The sequence below is a fragment of the Plantactinospora soyae genome (genome assembly GCF_014874095.1).
In the GTDB taxonomy this organism is placed as follows: Bacteria; Actinomycetota; Actinomycetes; order Mycobacteriales; family Micromonosporaceae; genus Plantactinospora; species Plantactinospora soyae.
In genome coordinates this window covers 2,531,596-2,549,836 of sequence record NZ_JADBEB010000001.1, presented here as the reverse complement: position 1 = coordinate 2,549,836, position 18,241 = coordinate 2,531,596, and the positions used below count along the sequence as shown (strand labels likewise).

The window sequence follows — 18,241 nt, the reverse complement described above, 5'->3', positions numbered from 1 at the left end:
GGCCGGGCCGCACCATTGCCGCCGGGGCTGGCTCCCGGCCGGTACTCTCGGCCGGTGACGGGTCCGGATCTCACGCTCACGGCCAACCTGCGTCCGGCCGCCCTGGAAGCCCGGCGGGGCATCGTCCGGCTACATCCGGAGGTGCTGACCGCGCTGGGTCTGCATCCCGGCGATCCGGTGCAGCTCACCGGGCGCCGTACGACCGCCGGGATCGTGGCGCGGGCGGAGCCGACCACCAGCCGGGCGCTGCTCTACGCCGACGACCTGATCCTCGGCAACCTCGGTGTCCGGGACGGCAGCCAGGTGACGGTGACGCCCATCCCCGTGGTGGCCGCCCGGCGGGTGATCCTGACCGGGCCGGCGGAGATCACCGCCGCCGTCTCGCCGGAGATGCTCCGCCTGGCACTGCTCGGCAAGATGGTGACCACGGGCGACGACGTCTCACTGCTGCCCCAGGACGTACTTCCGGAGGCGGCGGTCCGGACCCTGGTCGAGGCCGCCCGGCGCAGTCTGGCCAACACCGTCGGCTACGCGTGGACGAGCACCCTGCTCACGGTCACCTCGGCGGAGTCCGCGGCCGGACCGGGCGGTGCGACCGGTAACGGCGTCGCCGGCCCGAGGACCGGTCCGGGCTCGGAGCAGACCGTCTCCGTACTCGTCACGATGGACACCATGGTCGGCTGGCAGGACGGCCACCTCACCCACGGCACCGGCCCGGCCGAGGTCAGGACGGCGACCGGGGCCGGCTCTCCGGCCGTACCGGAACCGGACCCGGGACCGGGTCTGGACGAGTTGCCCGGCCTGCGGGCGCAGGCGGAGGAGCTCACCGAGCTGCTGGACCTCGGCTTCCACCACCGTGAGGTGCTGGGCCGGCTGGGTACCACGGTGTCGCTCGGGATACTGATCACCGGGCCCGCCGGTTCGGGCAAGTCCGCCATGGTCCAGGCGGTCGCCAGTTCGGTCGGCGCCCGGGTGGCCGCGCTCTGGGCGCCCGAACTCGCCGCGCTGACCAACGACTCCGCCGCCCGCCGGCTCCGGGAGACCGTCCGGTCCGTGCGGGACAGCCCGCCGACGGTGCTGCTGGTCTCCGACGTCGAGGCGCTCGCCCCACGCGACGTTCCCGGACCGATCGGTACGGTCTTCCGCCAACTGCTCACCGAGGCGGTACGGACCGGAACGGCGGTGATCTGCACGACGAGCCGCCCGGAGTCCGTGGACCCGTCGTTACGCGCCCCCGACCTGCTCTCGCTGGAGATCGCGGTACCGCTGCCGGACGCCGCCCTGCGCCGGGAGCAGTTGACCGTGCTGACCCGGGGAATGCCGCTCGCCGAGGACGTACGGCTGGACGAGGTGGCCGCCCGTACGCCGGGATTCGTCGCCGCCGACCTGGCCGCGCTGGCCCGGGAGGCCGGGGTACGCGCCGCCCTGCGCCAGAAGGCGGCGACCGCCCCCACGGTGGCGATGGCCGACTTCTCGGCGGCGCTGGAGGTGGTCCGGCCCACCTCGATGGCCGAGTCCTCGATGTTGGAGTTGGCCGACGTCACCCTCGACGACGTGGGCGACATGGTCGAGGTCAAGGAGATGCTGACCGAGTCGGTGCTGTGGCCGCTGAACTATCCGGACACGTTCGCCCGGCTCGGCGTGCAGCCGCCGCGCGGGGTGCTGCTCTACGGCCCGCCCGGCTGCGGAAAGACGTTCCTGGTCACCGCGCTGGCCGGTACCGGCCGGGCGAACGTGTTGTCGGTCAAGGGCGCGGAGCTGCTGTCGAAGTGGGTGGGTGAGAGCGAGCGGGCGGTCCGGGAACTCTTCCGGCGGGCCCGGGACGCCGCGCCGACGCTGGTCTTCCTCGACGAGGTTGACGCGCTGGCCCCGATACGCGGGCAGGCCACCGACGGCGGCACCACGGACCGGGTGGTCGCCGCCCTGCTCACCGAACTCGACGGGGTGGAGCCGCTGCGCAACGTGGTGGTGATCGGCGCGACGAACCGGCCGGATCTGGTGGATCCGGCACTGCTCCGGCCCGGCCGGCTGGAGCGCGGCGTCTACGTGCCTCCGCCGGACGCCGCCGCCCGGGCCGAGATCCTCCGCGCGGCCTCCCGCTCGGTACCGCTCGACGCCGAGGTGGACCTGGCCGCCCTGGCCGAGGAGTTGGACGGCTTCTCCGCCGCCGACTGCGCGGCGCTGGTCCGGGAGGCGGCGCTCGCGGCGATGCGCGAGTCGTTGGAGGCGACCACGGTCAGCGCCGCGCACGTGGCGACCGCCCGGGGCCGGGTCCGGCCCTCGCTGGATCCGAGCCAGGTCGCCTGGCTGGCGGCGTACGCGGCGCAGCGCTGAGCACCTCGGCGGGACCGGTCCGGCGATAGAGTGAGTTGTGACTCACCTTGACCGAACGGGTCCCGGTGCACCTGGCGAAGGAGACCCGTCCGGATGACGCCCGGCACCAGCGGCACCGGCCGACCGATCCGGGCCGACGCCCAGCGCAACCGCGTACGGATCCTCGACGCCGCCGAGCAGGTCTTCGCCGAGTACGGGGTGTCGGCGTCGACCGAAGAGGTGGCGCTCCGGGCCGGGGTCGCGATCGGCACCGTGTTCCGGCACTTCCCGACCAAGAACGACCTACTGACCGCCATCATGAAGAACCTGCTCGAACGGCTCGCCCGGGAGGTGGAGGCGCTCGGCCGCAGCGGCGATCCCGGCACCGCGCTGTTCACGTTCTTCCGCCGCCTCGTCGAGCAGGCCGCGACGAAGAAGGCGGTGGTCGACCTCATCACCTCGACGGGCGCCGGCATCACGGTCCCGGAGGTGGTGCAGGTCTTCGCCCAGGCCGTCGACGGACTGCTGCGGCAGGCACAGGACGCCGGCACCGTCGACGACCGGGTACGGCTGCCCGAGGTCATGGCGCTGCTCGCCAGCACCTGTCAGGGGGCCCTGCTCGGCGGCTGGGACGCCGACCTGCAACGTCGTACCCTCGGCATCGTCTTCGCGGGACTGGGTCCGGCGGCCCGTCGGCAATAGCCCCGGCCGGTCATCGGCTGGCGCCGGAGCGGGGCGGATCCCGCTAGGCGGTCGAGGCGAAGAGGTCGACGATGTCGTCGAGCCGTACGACGATCAGCGCCACCACGGCGCCGGTGACGGCCGCCAGCAGCAGACCGGCCCACTCACCGGAGCCGACTCCCGTCCCGGCCAGCGCCGCGACCAGGCCGGTGCCGGCGATGGCCAGCAGCACCGCGTTGCGGATGACCTGCCGGCCGCCCAGCCGGGTGGTCGACACCCCGAAACACGGGCAGGTCGCGTCGACCCCCCGGCGCATCATCAGCCCGATGCCTCCGACGAACACCGCCAGCAGCGCCCCGGCCAGCAGATAGCCGATCGGTACGGTCGCCGGAACCGCCAGCAGCAGCACCACCCCGACCTCGGCCGCGACCGTCAGCACACCGATCCGTCGGGTGTTGCCGGCGGAGACCAGGCCGGTGTCCCGGAGCCCGACCGCGAACGCGTCGAACGCCGAACGGTTCCGTAGCTTGCTGGCGGCCGAGACCAGGAAGACCACCCCGAGCAGCACCCGGCAGGCCATTTCGAGGTAGTCCACGTCCGTCACCCCCGCATCACGGCGGGCGGGCGGGCCCCGGCGCCGGGCACGTGATCAAAATTACCAGACCCGGGCGGCGGGACCGATCCAGCGGATCCGATGGACTCGCACCACGGGCGAGAGCCGGCCGCTGCCGTCGGGTCCGGCGAGGTCGTCACCAGGCGCCGGCCACGTCCTCGTTGACCCCGAGCCGGATCTCCGCCCGGACCCCCGTACCGTCCGGTCCCAGCACCGCGCCACAGCGGCGCAGCAGGTTGAGCGCCGGAGCATTGTCGGCGCGGGTCTCGGCCACCACCTTCCGGGCCCCGGCCTGGATCGCCTCGGCGAGCAGCAGGCGTAACGCGATCAGTCCGATGCCCTGGCCCCGGGTCGACTTGCCGAGCCACAGTCCGGTCTCCAGGGTGCCCGGTTCGGCGCGTCGCCCCAGCCGGGCCATCCCGACCACGTCGCCGTCCTGCACGATCGCGTACATCAGGTTGCCGGTCGGTCCGTCCAACCCGGCGTAGTTCTCCCGGTGGAACGCCCGGAACGCGTCGCGCCGGGCCTGCGACCAGCCGGCCGGAGCAACGACCGGCGGCATCACCTCGTCGGGCTCGGTCTCGGCGACCGCTACCGACAGTAATGGCTCCAGAGTCTGCTCGTCTACCGGCGTCAGCCGGACCTCACGGGTCACGAACCGATGTTTCTCGCCCTGCCGGCGCCGCGTCCACCCGTTTGGCAGACCCGCTCCGTTCGGGCCACGCCTTTCGACCGGGTGTCCACCTGACCGACTGGCTGGTCGTGCCGGAACGGCGCCGGCCGGTTCCCCGCCGAGGCCGGCGGTGCCGTCGACAGCCCCGGCCGGAGCGCCCTGGCCGCCTTTCGGCAGGCGAGAGTCCCGTCGGTCAGACTCGCCGCCGTTCCGCGCCGATCCGATCACCCAGCGCTGATGCTCGTCGCGATCTCCGCCGGCAGCGGGTACGGCCGCTCGGCGGGGAGCAGCGCGGTGGCGCCAGCCCGGTCGCCGTCCCGCAGCCGCTCCCGGATCGCGTACGCGGTCGGCGTGACGTCGTCGATGCCGACGATCCACTCGTCGACGTACCGCCCGACGGCCTCGCCGCTCAGGCCGACCTGCAACGACCGGTGGGACAACGGTCGCAGGTCCAGCGAGCGTTCCGGGTCCCACTGCACGCGTACCGGACTTGCCTTGAGCTGTCCGGCCCAGGCCGTACGGCTCTCGTGCCGGTCAGCGTCGTAGTGGCTCAGGCAGGCCCGGCGCAGCGCCCACTCGAACCCGGTGCGGCTGATCTCGACCGCCAGCACCTGCTCCTGATCGGGCTTGCTGGCCCACCCGCACCGGTACATCATCCAGAGGAAGGACGGCTTGACCCAGGTCATCCGCTCCCGCTTGAACGGCGCCACGAAGCGGTCGTTCGCCAGCGCCGGCCGGGCGATCGACGGCGGGTACGCCTGGTAGACCGTGATCGTCTCGTCGGTGTAGGAGGCTCGGACCTGCCGCTGCGGAACTGACACGAACCCGATCTTCGCTGGTCGCCCGGAGAACCACCAGCACGTTTCCGTCCGGTCGGCCGGAGTCGCGCAGTCCTCGAACCGGCCGGAGTCGCGCAGTCCTCGAACCGGCCGGAGCCGCTCAGTCCTCGAACCGGCCGGAGTCGCTCAGTCCTCGAAGCCGCACAGCACGGCGGTCGCGTCGTCGTACCGCTTGAAGCCGGAACGGCGCTGGCCGTCGCCGGCCTCGGCGAGCCGGACCCGTCGGATCAGTTCGCCCGGCCCGGCCTCGCTGAGCACGTCGAGCAGGCCGCGCCAGTCGAAGAGGCCGAACTGCTCGACCGCGATCGAGGCACCGTCGGTGAGCAGCGCGGCCCGGCGGACCCGGTCCGGTCCGTCCAGCGGCAGGCTGCCGGCGACCGCGTGGTACGCCGCGTCGGGATTCGCGGCGGCGACCCAGTACCCGTGCGTCTGGTTCATCTGCTCCCGTTGCAGCGCCACCGCGCGGCGGAACCGGGTCGCCTGGTCGTCCGGTTCGCCGCCCGTACCGGTCACCGTCAGCGCCTTCTGCCGCAGGTCGGCCATTGCTGTCCGCAACCGGTCGTCGGAGATCACCCGTACCCGCTCGCCGAGATCGAGCACCAGAGGGCTGTCGCAGAGCACCAGGTAGTCGACGTGGTCCCCGCCGTACCGCAGCAGGCAGACCGTCGCCGACGGGGTTCCCGGATGGTCCAGGTCGCACCTGCCGCCGTGGTCGGCGCGTACCGCCAGAATCGCGGCGGCCAGGTTGCCGGTCAGCGCGGCGGCGGGACGGTCCGCGGCGGCCAGGCCGATCCGCGCGGCGAGCTGCCGGACGTACCAGACCGGTCCGTGTACGCAGCCGGTGTCGAAGCCGTCCGGCACCGTCGCGCCGTCGAGTACGCCGACCAGTTCCCCGTACCGGAAGACCTGGTCCTCGTTGTCGGGGCGGCCGGGCGCCGGCTCGGAGGCCGAGCACACCCGCATCATCGACCCGGTCCCGGCTGGTCGAGGCCCGGCACTGTCATGGCGGCTCCCGGCGGTGTGACGGGTCGGTCATCCTCCTGTCTACCGCGAACCGACCTCCGGTCCACCCCGAATCGCGCTGCCCGTCGGCATCCCCCGCAAGTCACGCCGGCCGGGTCGCCCGATCGCGTCGACCGCATCCGGGAAACCTCGCACCCCCCGGCTGAGCTGGGCGGTAGCGTCGGCTGCGGGGAGCTTTCGCGAGGGGGGAACGCAAATGTTGGAGCACATGCATCGGATGGGCCTGCGGGCCGACCACATGTACATGGCCGGCGTTGCCAGCATCGGGCTGTCGTTCCTGAGCTGGATGCTGTCGAAACAGATGGAGAGCGCCGGGATCGACCGGGCCGACCGGTGGGGGATCTTCATCGGCGAGTGGGCGCCCACCTTCATCTCGCTGGGCAACGGGCTGCGCACCTACGAGAAGTGACCCGGTTGCCGGCGTTCTGGCTGCTCAGCGGCGGCGGTTGCGGCTCCGGGCCGCCCGCAGCCGGCGCAGCCGGGCAACCAGCATCGGCTCGGCGGCCAGCGCGGCCGGGTTGTCGAGCAGTCCGTTGAGGAGTTGGTAGTACCGGGTCGAGGAGATATCGAAAGCGTCCCGGATCGCCTGTTCCTTCGCACCCGCGTGTTTCCACCAGCGCTGCTCGAAGGCCAGGATCTCCCGCTCCCGATCGGAGAGTGCGGGGTCGGCGGGCGACGTCGGCGCGGGCGGTTCGGGAGCCTCGGGCGCATCGTCCGAATCGGCGGCGGGTGCCGAGCGGGGCTGCGGTACGTAGCTGCCCCGATCCGGGCGGCCGACCTCGGTGGCGGCGCCGCCCGCTTCGTCGTCGGCCGGAGCAGAGGCGTTCCTCATGATGCTCCTCCGGGCTGGATGGCACGACCTGCGAACAGGCTCACCAGCCTACCGACGACCCGTCAAGACCGCACCGGCCGCCACTTCGCGGGCGCCCGCTCGACACCCGCCGCGAAGACGGAAGTCGGGGACGGCGCCCCCCGGCCGCCGCCCCCGACACCACCACCCCCCCGGATACCGCCGTGGCTCAGGTGATGTCCCGGCGGCGCATCGACCAGATCGCGGCCCCGAGCACCAGCACCAGGGAGACGGCGAGCAGGATCGACGAGCTCTGCCAGGTGACGTCGAACGTCGCCGGTCGACACTCACCGGTGAACGACGCCTGGCAGGCGTCGTAGTCCTGCAACGTGACCTTCTTGTTCATCCAGGCCAGCAGGTACGTCGGCAGCAGCCAGATCTCGACGAACCTGACCTGGGCCATGTCCAGCACGATGCCCAGGCCGAACTGCCCGACCACCATCACCCCGAGCACCCCGCCGAGGGCGAGTGCGGTGTGCCGGCCCAGCGAGGCCAACCCGAACCCGAGTGCCCCGGCCACCAGTACCAGGATCAGGCCCCGCAGTCCGGTCAGGCCGAACGACTGCCAGACCCCGGAGGTCATCCGCTCGGTGCTGCCCCGGTAGGTGGCGGTCGCCCAGAACGACGCCGTCCAGACCGCCGCGGCTACCACGGTCACGCCGCACACGGCGGAGAGCAGCGCGCCGAGCTTGGTCAGCAGCACCCTGATCCGCTGCGGTCGCCAGAGCAGCAGGTTCATCATGCCGCCGGTACTCCACTCGGCGCCCACGAAGGAGGCACCGCCGATGAACGCGACCAGGGCGAGTACGGCGGTGAGCGTGGTGACGGTGCCCCCGAACTCCTTGCGGAACTCGAAGGTGGCCGGCAGGTGCCACTGGGCCTGGAACATCTCCCGGGGTGGCGGCTGGATCAGCGAACAGTCCTCGGGGAACGCACCCTCGGGGGCGTTCCCGGCCGCCTTCGCCTTGTCGCACTCCGCCCGGTGCTGCCGGGTGAAGGTGAGGTTCTGCTCGTACTCCCGGTCCGCCGCCCGTTCCGCCGCGGCGAGCTGGGCGGGCCCGACCTTCTGGTTGGTGAAGAACATGCCGACCGCGACGGCGATCAGCACCAGCAGCCCGGCCAGGGTCAGGTAGCGGACGAACCGCCGCTTGCGGAGCCGGCGCAGTTCCGTGGTGTAGAGGTTCACACCCCCCACCCCCCGGCGGCCGAGTCGGACGGGGCGGAGCCGGTCCGTTCGCCGAGCACCACGGACTGGTCCACCTGACGGTGCTGGCCGGGTACCGGAGCGGTGCCGGTCAGTTCCAGGAAGACGCTCTCCAGGTCGACCTCGACCGGGGCCAGCTCGCTGACGAACAGGTCGGCGCCGGCGAGCGTACGGGTGACGGCGGACGGCTTGTCCACGCCGTACACCAGCAGGTGGTCGTCCTGCGGAGTGACCCGTACGCCGGACCGGGTGAGCAGGTCGGCGGCGACCGGCAGGTCGGTGACCGCCTCCAGCCGGACCCGCAGCCCACCACCGGAGTGCTGGGCCAGCACCGCGGAGACCGGTCCGAAGGCGACCCGGCGTCCCAGCGAGATGATGGTGACGGAGTCGCAGATCAGCTGCACCTCGCCGAGGATGTGGCTGGAGAGCACCACGGTCATCCCCGAGGCGGAGAGGTTGCGCATCAGCGTACGCATCTCCCGGATGCCGCCCGGGTCGAGCCCGTTGGCCGGCTCGTCGAGGATCAGGAGCTTCGGCTCCTTCAGCAGGGCGGAGGCGACGGCGAGCCGCTGCTTCATCCCCAGCGAGTAGGTCTTGACCCGGTCCTTGGCCCGTTCCCGCAGGCCGACCAGTTCCAGTACCTCCGTCACCCGACGCTCGGGTACCCCGCCGGCACCGGTCAGCAACGACAGGGTGTCCCGGGCGGAGAAGTGCGGAAAGAACTGCGGGCTCTCCACGATCGCGCCGACCTGGCGGGCGACCCTGGGCAGCGCCGCCGGCACCTCCTGACCGAGGATCGCCATCCGGCCGCCGTTCGGGCGGATCAGCCCGAGCAGGGTACGCAGCGTGGTGGTCTTGCCCGACCCGTTCGGGCCGAGGAAGCCGTGCACCTGGCCCGCCTCGACCCGCATGTCGAAGCCGTCCAGCGCACGCCGGGTCCCCCGACGTCTGCTCCGGTAGGTCTTCTGCAGACCCTCGATCTCAAGTACGGCAGCCATATCGGCCTCTCTCCTAATGTCCGATATCGCCGACACCGTACCACCGCTTTGCGTGCTACCGCGTTATACGCGCTACCGGCGCGTCGAAAGAGGTCTGAGGTGTTAGGAAGGGGCCCTTCTTCTACAGAAAGCGATAGGAAGGGGCCCTTCCTAACACCTCAGGCGCAGACGACGGTGAGGCCCGCGTCCCGGAACGACTGCACGATCGCCGGGTCGGCGCCGGAGTCGGTGACCAGGGTTTCGATCCGCTCGATCGGGCAGATCCGGGCGAAGGCGTGCCCGCCGAGCTTGGACGAGTCGGCGATGATGACGACCCGCTTCGCGCGGGCGACCATCAGGTTGTTCATCGACGCCTCGCCCTCGTGGTGCGCCGCCGCACCGAGCTGTACGTCGATGGCGTCCACCCCGAGCAGCGCCACGTCCAGGGTGACCTCGCGGAGCAGGGCCCCGCCCAGCGGGCCGACCAGCTCGAACGACTGCGGCCGGACCACCCCGCCGGCCACCACGATCTTCATCCGGGACCGGACCAGCAACTCGTTGGCGATGTTCAGCGCGTTCGTCACCACGGTCAGCTGGGCACCGTCGGCGCTGCTGTTCAGGTCCGGCCGGACGGCGAGCGCCCGGGCCACCTCGGTGGTCGTGGTGCCGCCGTTGAGCCCGACCACCGTGCCCGGGGAGACCAGCGCGGCGGCGGCGGTGCCGATCCGCTGCTTCTCGGCCGAGTGCTTGGCCGTCTTGTAACGCAGCGGCAGGTCGTACGAGACGCCGTTGGCCACCGCCCCGCCCCGGGTACGCGTGATCATCTGCTGTTGGGCGAGCTGGTCGAAGTCACGCCGGATGGTGGCCTGCGAGACGTCCAGGCGGGCCGCCGCGTCCTCCACGCTGACCCGGCCCGAGTCGGTCAGCAGTTCGAGCAGGGCGTTCCATCTCGCGTACCGGTCCACCGCGAACCCTCCAGGTGCGTACGGTGACGAATTGCGTGCACAATAGTGCGCGAAACGCCCGGCCGCAAAACTCCACTCTGCTCGAAGCTGCGCGCGGTTGCCACAAGCACCGTTTTTCGCGCAGAATGGCGCGCGAAAGACCGTCAAATTGAGCCGTATTGCGCAGGCCGTACCGCGCCCAGCGGTGCCCTGTCGGTGCGGGACATTTCGCCCGCGAGGAGCTGCGATGGGGCACGTCGACGCGGAGATCAGCAGTCAGCCCGAATGCTGGCGACAGGCCGCCGCACTGGCCGCCGAGTCCACCGCTGTGCTACCCCGTCCCGGTGAGCGGGTCGCGGTGATCGGCTGCGGTACCTCCTGGTTCATGGCAATGGCGTACGCCACGCTGCGCGAACGCGCCGGCCAGGGCGAGACCGACGCCTTCCAGGCCTCCGAGTTCCCGCTCGACCGCCGGTACGACCGGGTGGTGGCGATCACCCGGTCCGGCACCACCACCGAGGTCCTCGACGTACTCGGTGCGCTGGCCGGACGGCGGCCGACCACCGTGATCGTCGGCGACCCCGACTCCCCCGCCGTGGCCGTCGCCGGGGACACCGTGGCGATGCCGTTCGCCGACGAACGGTCCGTGGTGCAGACCCGCTTCGCGACCAGCGCCCTCGCGCTGCTCCGGGCCCACCTCGGCACCGACATCACCGCCCTGGCCGCCGACGCGGAGGTGGCGGTGCGCGCCCCGCTGCCGTTCGACCCGGCCCGGGTCGAGCAGATCACCTTCCTCGGCCGGGGCTGGACCGTCGGCATCGCCTACGAGGCCGCCCTCAAGTGCCGCGAGGCGGCCACCGCCTGGGCCGAGGCGTACCCGGCGATGGACTACCGGCACGGGCCGATCTCGATCGCCGCGCCGGGCCGGGTGGTCTGGGCGTTCGGCGAGATCCCGGACGGGCTGGCCGAGGACATCTCGGCGACCGGGGCGGCGTTCGTGCACAGCCGGACCAACGGCGTACACGCGGTGATCGGCGGCTGGGCCACCGGCCGGCCGCCGCTGGACCCGATGGCCGACCTGATCCTCGCCCAGCGCTTCGCGGTGGCCCTCGCCATCGGACGCGGGCTGGACCCGGACGCGCCCCGGCACCTGAGCCGGTCCGTGGTGCTGGCGTGACCAAGGCCGTCCCACCGGACACCGACGGCGCCGGTCCGGTCACCGGGGGCGGTGAGCGGACCGGCGAGGTGGTCGTCGCGCTCGACGTCGGCGGAACCGGGATGAAGTGCGCCCTGATCCGGCCGGACGGTACGACCGAACTCGCCGAGCGGCACCACACCCGGGCCGAGCGCGGCCCGGCGGCCGTGGTCGAGTCCATCCTCGACGTCGCCGAAGGACTCGTCGGAAAGGCCCGAGCCGGCGGACTGACCCCGGTCGCGGTCGGCCTGGCCGTTCCCGGAGTGGTCGACGAGACCACCGGCAGCGCGGTCTGGTCGGCGAACCTGGGCTTCCGGGACGTACCCCTGCGGGAACTGGTCCAGACGCGGCTCGGCCTGCCGGCGGCGCTCGGCCACGACGTACGGGCCGGCGGGGTCGCGGAGGCCCGGCTCGGTGCCGGCCGGGGCACCCGACACGTGCTCTTCGTCGCGATCGGTACCGGAATCGCCGCCGCGCAGGTGATCGACGGGTCGGCCTTCGCGGGCGCACACGGCGCCGCCGGCGAACTGGGCCACATCGTCGTACGCCCGGAGGGGCCCCGCTGCGGCTGCGGCCGGGTCGGCTGCCTGGAGGCGGTGGCCTCGGCAGCCGCCGTCGGACGGCGCTACACCGCACTGGCCGGAATCTCCGCGACCGCCGCCGACGTGGTGACCCGGGCGACCGGCGGCGAGGTAACCGCCGGCCGGGTGTGGCGGGAGACGATCGAGGCCCTGGCCGACGGGCTCGTCATCGCCCAGGCGCTGTACGACACCGAGGTCATCGTGCTCGGCGGCGGGCTGGCCGAGGCCGGCGCCGACCTGCTCGACCCGCTCGGGGTCGCCCTACGGCAGCGCCTGACCTTCCAGACCGAACCCAGACTGGTGCGCGCGGCGCTCGGCGACGAGGCCGGCTGCCTCGGCGCCGCCCTGCTCGCCCTCGACACCCTGGAGACACTGTGACCGTGCGGGTTGTTGGCAAGGTGGTGACTCCGACCGGGATCGTCCGGCAGGGTTGCGTGGAACTCGACGGCGAACGGATCTCCGCCGTCGCCGAGTACCCGTCGATCCGGGACGGCCACTGGATCGTCCCCGGTTTCGTGGACATGCACACCCACGGCGGCGGCGGGCACACCTTCACCACCGGCGACGCCGACTCGGCCCGGGGCGCCGCGGCGTTCCATCTCGCCCACGGCACCACCAGCCTGTTGGCCAGCCTGGTCAGTTCGCCGTACGAGCTGATCCGGGACGCTACGGCGGCGTACGCCCCGCTGGTCAAGGAGGGCGTGCTGGCCGGCGTCCACTACGAGGGGCCGTACCTGTCGGCGGTGCGCTGCGGTGCGCAGAACCCGGAGTTCCTCCGTGCCCCGTCCCTCGACGAGCTGTCCGAACTGCTCGCGCTCGGCGACGGGACCGTCCGGATGGTGACCCTCGCCCCGGAACTGCCGGGCGCGCTGGCCGCGATCGAACTCCTCGTCTCCCGGCGGGTGGTGGCGGCGCTCGGCCACACCGACGCCACGTACGAGGAGACCACCGCCGGGGTGATTGCCGGCGCGACCGTGGCCACCCACCTGTTCAACGGCATGCGCGGCCCGCACCACCGGGAGCCGGGTCCGGTGTTCGCACTGCTCGGTTCGCCCAATGTGGTCTGTGAACTGGTCGCCGACGGGGTGCACCTGCACCAGGGAACACTCGCCTTCGCGGCCGGGGTGGCCGGTGCCGACCGGGCCGCGCTGATCACCGACGCGATGGCCGCGGCCGGGATGCCGGACGGCGAGTACGAGTTGGGTGGACAGCCGGTGGTGGTCGCCGACGGTACCGTCCGACTGGCCACGTCGGACTCCTCACCGGGGGCGATCGCCGGCAGCACCCTCACGATGGATGCCGCGCTGCGTCAGGCGGTGACGGCGGGCATTCCGATGGTGGACGCCTGCCGGATGGCCGCCACCACGCCGGCTCGGGCGATCGGGCTCGGCGACCGGGTCGGCGCCCTGATGCCCGGCTGGCGGGCCGACCTGGTGGTACTCGACGACGACCTGAACGTGACCCGGGTGATGCGCGCCGGTACCTGGGTCGAATAGCGCCGCCCTCGTCGCGGACGGTGGCGCCGGGTCCGCCGGCGCCGATGTCACCTGACGGCTCCCCGGGGAGTCGTACCTGGTGACACCGACCGCAGGCAGGGAGTGCCATTGAACCGGGAACTGGATCTGCGCGAGATCTACGCCGCCTCGGCCAGTCGACTGGTCGCCCAGCTGTATGGGATAACCGGCGACTTCGCCGAGGCGCAGGACGCCGTCCAGGAGGCGTTCGCCAAGGCGCTGGCCGGGCCGAGCCGACTGCGTGGGGTGGCCAATCCGGAGGCCTGGCTGCGTCGGGTGGCCATGAACGTCGCCCGGTCCCGGCACCGCCGCCGGATGCTGTTCGACCGGGTCGTCCGCTCGGGCCGGCTCCGGCCGGCCGACACGGTCCCGGCGATCTCCACCGACCACGTCGCGCTCGTCGCCGCCCTGCAACGGCTGCCGCGCGCCATCCGGGAGACCGTCGTGCTGCATCACATCGGAGATCTCCCGGTCATCGAGGTCGCCAACGTCCTCGGTTGCAGCGTGGAGAGCGTCAAGACCCGGCTCGTCCGTGGGCGCCGAGCGCTCGCCGAGCACCTTACGGACACGGAGAGGGAAAAGACCCATGCCTGACCGCGAGCGCGCGGACGTCGACCCCGGCGTCTTCCACTTCGAGGGCTTCACCGCCGACGTACGGCAGGCCTTCAAGCCACACTTCGCCGACGTGGTGCGGCGAGCCGGCCGTCGTCGCGGCGTCGCCCGCGCGGCCGGGGCCGCCATCGTCACGGTCGGACTCGCCGCCGGTGGAGGCACCACCATCGCCCTGACCGGCAGCGGTGGACCTGGACCGGTAAACCCGACGCCGAGCGCCGGCGCCGGTCCGTGGGTGACCCAACCGCCGGCACCCGGCTCGCGGCTACCGGCCCCGCAACCGAACTACGCCGAGGTCGCTCCCGGCAACTACGACCCGACGGAGCGGAACTCACCGTTCACCGGGCTCTGGACCGCGATGATCGCCGGTGACCTCGACCATCTCTACCTGGAGTACCAGAACTGCAAGGGCTCCGACTGCACCCGGATGATCGCGACCAGTGCAGACCGTGGACGTACCTGGCGCAAGCTGAAGATGCCCGCCGGCCTGGTTACCGCGCCGGGGGGCACCTCGATGGCCGCGGCGCACGGCAAGACCCTGGTGGCGCGGAACAGCCTGGGACGCAACCCCGACTCGCCCGCAACCTACTGGACCAGCACGGACGGCGGCGTCAATTGGCGCCAGCCGACGGTACGGGAGGTCGACGCGCTGCCTGTCGACTGGTCGCTCCTTCCGGAGAACAATTCTCTGGCAGCCTTCGACCCGGCGACCGGCGACATGGTGCGCACCGGAAGCGAAGCCTCGGGCCTGGTTGAGGGAAAGAAGGCCCTCTCGCCAATAACGGTGCCGATCAGCGCCGGCATCTGGAGACTCGCCGTCGAGTTCGCCCCCATGCCGAGCCCGCTGCCGACGAGCTTCGATCTCGACAGCTGGCTCGTCGTGATGGTCAGCCGGGACGGCGGGCGGACCTGGGACACGCACCGGCTTCCCGAGACGATCGCCGGGGAAGAGGGTGGCGCCGGCGGGCTCGACGACGTTCGGTTGGCGACCGCAGACGGCGAAACCGTCTACGCGACCGAGAAGCGCGGCGACAGCGTACGGGTGCACGTCAGCACGGACGGTGCGGCGACCTGGCGGGCCGGGGCGTTGCTGGATCTCGACGGGCCGGCTCTCTCGGTGCTGCCGACCGCCGACGGGGCGCTGATCATCGAAAGCCCGACCGCCACGTTCCGGAGCACCGATCAGGCGCAGACCTTCACAAAGGTCGGCCCGTCGCTCGGCAACCGGGGTTATGCGCTACCGGGCGGCGGCTACGCGATCCCGACCAACAACAACGAGGTCAGCGCCTGGCTCTCCCCGGACGGCGCCAACTGGACGTACGTCCCCCGGCCCGACCTGCCCTGACCGGCGATCCGCTGTGATGCTGCGGCGTCCCCTGGGCAGCTCTGCCCAGGGGACGCCGCACCGCTGGTCGGGGGCGGGATCCCGATCGCCGGGGGATGGGCCGGTCAGGCCGCGAGGACGGAGTCCAACCAGGCCCGGATCGGCCACGATCGGGTCTACCAGCGGCTGAGGCCCGGCGTCTGCCGGGCGCCAGCGGGGTGGACGGAAAAGCGGTGGTCGTCCCCCGGCTCCGACACCCGGCCTCGATAGGATCAGGCTCCCCGATCCCTGGCCCGGAGGCGTAGGCAGACATGGGCAATCCCGAACCGCCGAACCCGCAGCAACCCGCCCCGCCATCGGAACCGCCGCCGCCGCCGGCACCGGCACCGGCACCGGCGCAGGAGTCCGGGACGCCGGTGTCGCCGCCACCCGGCCCGCTACCGCCCCAGCCGGGCTACGTGCCTCCACCCCAGCCCACCCCCGGGTACGGCCAACCGCACCCCGGCTACGCACCGCCCCAACAGGACTACGGCCAACCGCAGCCCGGGTACGGCCAACCGCAACCCGGGTACGGGCCAGCACCGCAACCCGGGTACGGCCAGCCCCAGCCCGGGTACGGCCAGCCCCAGCCCGGGTACGGCCAGCCCCAGCCCGGGTACGGCCAGCCCCAGCAGGGGTACGGCCAGCCCCAGCCCGGGTACGGCCAGCCCCAGCAGGGGTACGGCCAGCCGCCCGCCCCGAGTCCGGGCTACGGTCAGCCGGGTTACCCGTACCCGGGAGCGCCGGGAGCCCCCGGAGTCCCTGGCACGCCATCGGTACCGGCCCGACGTACCGGGCTGATCATCGGGATCGTGGCCGGTGCCGCAGCGCTGCTCCTGCTCCTGGTCTGCGGGATCGGCGGCCTCGTCTGGTACCGGTCGAGCAACGGCGCAGGTGCCGATCTGTCCGATGTGGTCAACTACCGCGAGTCGAACCCGGGCGCGCTCACTCCGGACCACGTCCAGGAGCCGGTCTCGTACCCGATGATCCCGCCGGCCGGCGGACCACACTTCCAGCAGTGGCAGAACTGCAACGGCGATGTCTACACCGCGCCCATCGTGGACGAGAACGCCGTACACAGCCTCGAACACGGCGCGGTGTGGATCACGTACTCCCCGGGGCTGACGGCCGCCGGCGTGGAGCGCCTCGCCGAGCGGGTACGCGGGCAGTCGCACATGATGCTCAGCCCGCACCCGGCGCAGAACACGCCGATCTCGCTCCAGGCCTGGGGTTACCAGCTCGCGGTCGAGGATGCCGACGACGAGCGGATCGACGAGTTCATCCGGACTTACCGGGAGACTGCGGCGATCGAGCCCGGGGCACCGTGCGGAGGCGGAATCACCACGACCCAGTAACAGCGCCCGATCACCAGGGGCCGCGGTTGGGCGTACGCCGGCCTGGTTCGACGAACCAGCAGCGGTGGTGCCGGATACGCCACTGCCGTAGCTCCTGGCTGGCGAGCTCGGCCTCGGCGCGGGCGGTGCTCTCGGCCCGTACCAGGTGATCGAGTTCGTCGGCGAGCCGGCGCAGGTAGGCGTACACCTTTTCGGGGTAGCGGATCGCCAGCGAGATCCGGGACCGGATCAAGTCCGGCGAGCTGAAGCCGGGCGACAAACTGCCGTCAACATCCGAGTTGTGCACGCAGTACGGCGTATCCACCCAGGTCATCCGGTCCGTCATGCTGACGCTGCGCGCCGAGGGCCTGGTCGAGGGACACCAGGGACGTGGCGTGTACGTCCGTGACCGGAGCGCGGCCGAGTAGGAACGCCAGGCCTTCACAAGAGGCTCCTACTCCTCGGCCACCCCGCGAGAGCGAGTCGACCCCGGCCAGGAATGGCGACGTCTTGGGTAGCCCGCGAGCAGGGGAACGGTCGCTCCGGCACGACGCCAGGAAGCCGCCGTGGCGGCGCACCCGTCGGTGGTCGGATGAGCAGCTCAAGCCCCGCCGTCACTTACGATGGGCACATGAGCGCTGAGGCCGTCGGCATGCACATGCCCGCCGTCGTGACGCTCGACGACGTTGCTGCCATGAACGCCGCCGACGCGAACGGTCACCGCTACGAGACCAGCCCCGAGGGGGTCCTGTCGGTCATGCCGCCGCCCGACTCCGAGCACGCGATGATCGCCAGTCGCCTCTTTGCCTGGTTCATCATGGCGGGGTGGCCCGCCGAACAGGTGCTACAGGTGGCCGGTCTCCGCATCCCCGGCCCGTCCGGAGACGGCGGGCGGATTCCCGACATGAGCGTCTGGCGGAAACCGCCACCGCGTGCCGTTTGGTTGACGGTGACCGATACCGCGCTCGTGATAGAGATCGTCTCGCCGGGCTCGGAGGCCATGGACTCGGTGACAAAGGTCCTCGAGTACGCGTCAGCGGGTGTCCCCCAGTACTGGGTGGTCGAGCGGGACGGCCCGCAGACGGTCACCCTGCATCGCCGCACCGGACAGGGTGGATACGAGGAGCGGGCGAGGATGCCGCTGGCATGGCTGCTACAGACCTCGCCGGATGACCACATCGACTGAGCCTGTGCTCAGCTTCCCGGCCCGGCTGGTGCCGCCCGGCGTCGCCGCCACGTTCGCACCGCACGCCCGATCAGCACTGCGGAGACGACGCCCGGACCGCAGTGGACCAGTAGGACACCGGCCAGGCTCGGCCCGCCCCAGTCCTGCCGGTAGGTGGCGGGATCGGTCATATCGATCACGAATGGCTCGACCAGAGCACGAACGATCAGATAGAAGCCGACCACGATTCCGACCGCGCCAAGAGCCCTTTTCATACGCTCGACTGTAGAAAAGAGGTCCGGATCTCCACATCAACCCGGGGTCGTACCGTCGACGTCGTACCAGGGTATGTCCTGCCGC

General features: G+C 72.0%; 21 protein-coding genes. 11 read left to right on the top strand and 10 right to left on the bottom strand.

Going from position 1 to position 18,241, the window contains the following annotated elements; all coding sequences use genetic code 11:
• Positions 1 to 54: 54 nt before the first annotated feature.
• Both H4W31_RS11385 and H4W31_RS11380 read left to right on the top strand, forming a co-directional pair.
• Positions 55 to 2,334 (top strand): AAA family ATPase, encoded by a 2,280-nt coding sequence (locus H4W31_RS11385; RefSeq protein ID WP_192766628.1) that lies wholly within the window; start codon positions 55 to 57, stop codon positions 2,332 to 2,334.
• Positions 2,335 to 2,427: 93 nt separating this feature from the next.
• Complete coding sequence (locus H4W31_RS11380) at positions 2,428 to 3,015, top strand: TetR/AcrR family transcriptional regulator (RefSeq protein ID WP_192766627.1); 588 nt, start codon at positions 2,428 to 2,430, stop codon at positions 3,013 to 3,015.
• A 43-nt stretch (positions 3,016 to 3,058) separates the two neighbouring features.
• Here H4W31_RS11380 and H4W31_RS11375 read toward each other — a convergent pair whose 3' ends face one another.
• From H4W31_RS11375 to H4W31_RS11360, 4 genes are all read right to left on the bottom strand, one after another.
• Positions 3,059 to 3,589 (bottom strand): MauE/DoxX family redox-associated membrane protein, encoded by a 531-nt coding sequence (locus H4W31_RS11375; RefSeq protein ID WP_192766626.1) that lies wholly within the window; start codon positions 3,587 to 3,589, stop codon positions 3,059 to 3,061.
• A 154-nt stretch (positions 3,590 to 3,743) separates the two neighbouring features.
• Positions 3,744 to 4,262: a GNAT family N-acetyltransferase gene (locus H4W31_RS11370; protein WP_192766625.1), complete on the bottom strand. Its 519-nt coding sequence runs from the start codon at positions 4,260 to 4,262 to the stop codon at positions 3,744 to 3,746.
• Positions 4,263 to 4,504: 242 nt separating this feature from the next.
• Positions 4,505 to 5,101 (bottom strand): DUF4291 domain-containing protein, encoded by a 597-nt coding sequence (locus tag H4W31_RS11365; protein ID WP_192766624.1) that lies wholly within the window; start codon positions 5,099 to 5,101, stop codon positions 4,505 to 4,507.
• A 144-nt stretch (positions 5,102 to 5,245) separates the two neighbouring features.
• On the bottom strand, positions 5,246 to 6,085 hold the full coding sequence (locus H4W31_RS11360; protein WP_225945484.1) for a hypothetical protein: 840 nt from the start codon (positions 6,083 to 6,085) through the stop codon (positions 5,246 to 5,248).
• Positions 6,086 to 6,338: 253 nt separating this feature from the next.
• On the opposite strand from H4W31_RS11360, the gene H4W31_RS11355 reads away from it, so the two are divergent.
• Positions 6,339 to 6,551, top strand: a complete 213-nt coding sequence (locus H4W31_RS11355; protein ID WP_192766623.1) for a hypothetical protein — start codon at positions 6,339 to 6,341, stop codon at positions 6,549 to 6,551.
• Between the two features lie 24 nt (positions 6,552 to 6,575).
• Here H4W31_RS11355 and H4W31_RS11350 read toward each other — a convergent pair whose 3' ends face one another.
• The 4 genes from H4W31_RS11350 to H4W31_RS11335 all read right to left on the bottom strand — a co-directional run bounded on the left by H4W31_RS11350 (position 6,576) and on the right by H4W31_RS11335 (position 10,138).
• A complete protein-coding gene (locus H4W31_RS11350; protein WP_192766622.1) occupies positions 6,576 to 6,974 on the bottom strand; it encodes a DUF3263 domain-containing protein in 399 nt (132 codons plus the stop codon).
• A gap of 187 nt (positions 6,975 to 7,161) precedes the next feature.
• Complete coding sequence (locus H4W31_RS11345; protein ID WP_192766621.1) at positions 7,162 to 8,178, bottom strand: ABC transporter permease subunit; 1,017 nt, start codon at positions 8,176 to 8,178, stop codon at positions 7,162 to 7,164.
• Positions 8,175 to 9,194, bottom strand: coding sequence for an ATP-binding cassette domain-containing protein (locus tag H4W31_RS11340; RefSeq protein WP_192766620.1), 1,020 nt, complete (start codon positions 9,192 to 9,194; stop codon positions 8,175 to 8,177). Before H4W31_RS11340 ends, H4W31_RS11345 begins: the two co-directional genes overlap by 4 nt.
• 158 nt (positions 9,195 to 9,352) lie before the next feature.
• Positions 9,353 to 10,138, bottom strand: coding sequence for a DeoR/GlpR family DNA-binding transcription regulator (locus tag H4W31_RS11335; RefSeq protein WP_192766619.1), 786 nt, complete (start codon positions 10,136 to 10,138; stop codon positions 9,353 to 9,355).
• Positions 10,139 to 10,364: 226 nt separating this feature from the next.
• On the opposite strand from H4W31_RS11335, the gene H4W31_RS11330 reads away from it, so the two are divergent.
• From H4W31_RS11330 to H4W31_RS42670, 6 genes are all read left to right on the top strand, one after another.
• Positions 10,365 to 11,294, top strand: coding sequence for an SIS domain-containing protein (locus H4W31_RS11330; protein WP_192766618.1), 930 nt, complete (start codon positions 10,365 to 10,367; stop codon positions 11,292 to 11,294).
• 68 nt (positions 11,295 to 11,362) lie between these two features.
• Positions 11,363 to 12,271 carry an ROK family protein gene (locus tag H4W31_RS11325; RefSeq protein ID WP_318783728.1) on the top strand — a complete coding sequence of 303 codons (909 nt, stop codon included), beginning with the start codon at positions 11,363 to 11,365 and terminating at the stop codon, positions 12,269 to 12,271.
• On the top strand, positions 12,268 to 13,389 hold the full coding sequence (gene nagA, locus H4W31_RS11320) for an N-acetylglucosamine-6-phosphate deacetylase (RefSeq protein WP_192766617.1): 1,122 nt from the start codon (positions 12,268 to 12,270) through the stop codon (positions 13,387 to 13,389). Before H4W31_RS11325 ends, nagA begins: the two co-directional genes overlap by 4 nt.
• A 108-nt stretch (positions 13,390 to 13,497) precedes the next feature.
• Positions 13,498 to 14,001, top strand: coding sequence for a sigma-70 family RNA polymerase sigma factor (locus H4W31_RS11315; protein WP_192766616.1), 504 nt, complete (start codon positions 13,498 to 13,500; stop codon positions 13,999 to 14,001).
• Positions 13,994 to 15,364: a sialidase family protein gene (locus H4W31_RS11310; RefSeq protein ID WP_192766615.1), complete on the top strand. Its 1,371-nt coding sequence runs from the start codon at positions 13,994 to 13,996 to the stop codon at positions 15,362 to 15,364. The genes H4W31_RS11315 and H4W31_RS11310 overlap by 8 nt, the downstream gene beginning before the upstream one ends.
• A 290-nt stretch (positions 15,365 to 15,654) precedes the next feature.
• Positions 15,655 to 16,737 (top strand): DUF3105 domain-containing protein, encoded by a 1,083-nt coding sequence (locus H4W31_RS42670; RefSeq protein ID WP_225945483.1) that lies wholly within the window; start codon positions 15,655 to 15,657, stop codon positions 16,735 to 16,737.
• A 10-nt stretch (positions 16,738 to 16,747) separates the two neighbouring features.
• On the opposite strand, the gene H4W31_RS42665 is transcribed toward H4W31_RS42670, so the two are convergent.
• On the bottom strand, positions 16,748 to 17,050 hold the full coding sequence (locus H4W31_RS42665) for a hypothetical protein (protein ID WP_225945482.1): 303 nt from the start codon (positions 17,048 to 17,050) through the stop codon (positions 16,748 to 16,750).
• Between H4W31_RS42665 and H4W31_RS11300 the strand changes: the two genes are divergently transcribed.
• The gene (locus tag H4W31_RS11300; protein WP_318783727.1) at positions 16,965 to 17,144 is read left to right on the top strand and encodes a winged helix-turn-helix domain-containing protein; all 180 of its coding nucleotides are present in this window, start codon (positions 16,965 to 16,967) and stop codon (positions 17,142 to 17,144) included. The two genes, H4W31_RS42665 and H4W31_RS11300, sit on opposite strands and share 86 nt — an antisense overlap.
• A 164-nt stretch (positions 17,145 to 17,308) precedes the next feature.
• The gene (locus tag H4W31_RS11295) at positions 17,309 to 17,902 is read left to right on the top strand and encodes a Uma2 family endonuclease (protein ID WP_225945481.1); all 594 of its coding nucleotides are present in this window, start codon (positions 17,309 to 17,311) and stop codon (positions 17,900 to 17,902) included.
• Between the two features lie 8 nt (positions 17,903 to 17,910).
• Here H4W31_RS11295 and H4W31_RS11290 read toward each other — a convergent pair whose 3' ends face one another.
• The gene (locus H4W31_RS11290; protein ID WP_192766614.1) at positions 17,911 to 18,156 is read right to left on the bottom strand and encodes a hypothetical protein; all 246 of its coding nucleotides are present in this window, start codon (positions 18,154 to 18,156) and stop codon (positions 17,911 to 17,913) included.
• Between the last annotated feature and the right edge of the window lie 85 nt (positions 18,157 to 18,241).

Bases quoted from the DNA above. Each gene is read 5' to 3' on its own strand.
- H4W31_RS11380 (WP_192766627.1), top strand. From the start codon at position 2,428: ATGACGCCCGGCACCAGCGGCACCGGCCGACCGATCCGGGCCGACGCC.
- H4W31_RS11360 (WP_225945484.1), bottom strand. From the start codon at position 6,085: ATGATGCGGGTGTGCTCGGCCTCCGAGCCGGCGCCCGGCCGCCCCGAC.
- H4W31_RS11355 (WP_192766623.1), top strand. From the start codon at position 6,339: ATGTTGGAGCACATGCATCGGATGGGCCTGCGGGCCGACCACATGTAC.
- H4W31_RS11350 (WP_192766622.1), bottom strand. From the start codon at position 6,974: ATGAGGAACGCCTCTGCTCCGGCCGACGACGAAGCGGGCGGCGCCGCC.
- H4W31_RS11340 (WP_192766620.1), bottom strand. From the start codon at position 9,194: ATGGCTGCCGTACTTGAGATCGAGGGTCTGCAGAAGACCTACCGGAGC.
- H4W31_RS11330 (WP_192766618.1), top strand. From the start codon at position 10,365: ATGGGGCACGTCGACGCGGAGATCAGCAGTCAGCCCGAATGCTGGCGA.
- H4W31_RS11310 (WP_192766615.1), top strand. From the start codon at position 13,994: ATGCCTGACCGCGAGCGCGCGGACGTCGACCCCGGCGTCTTCCACTTC.
- H4W31_RS42670 (WP_225945483.1), top strand. From the start codon at position 15,655: ATGGGCAATCCCGAACCGCCGAACCCGCAGCAACCCGCCCCGCCATCG.
- H4W31_RS42665 (WP_225945482.1), bottom strand. From the start codon at position 17,050: ATGACCTGGGTGGATACGCCGTACTGCGTGCACAACTCGGATGTTGAC.
- H4W31_RS11295 (WP_225945481.1), top strand. From the start codon at position 17,309: ATGAGCAGCTCAAGCCCCGCCGTCACTTACGATGGGCACATGAGCGCT.
- H4W31_RS11290 (WP_192766614.1), bottom strand. From the start codon at position 18,156: ATGAAAAGGGCTCTTGGCGCGGTCGGAATCGTGGTCGGCTTCTATCTG.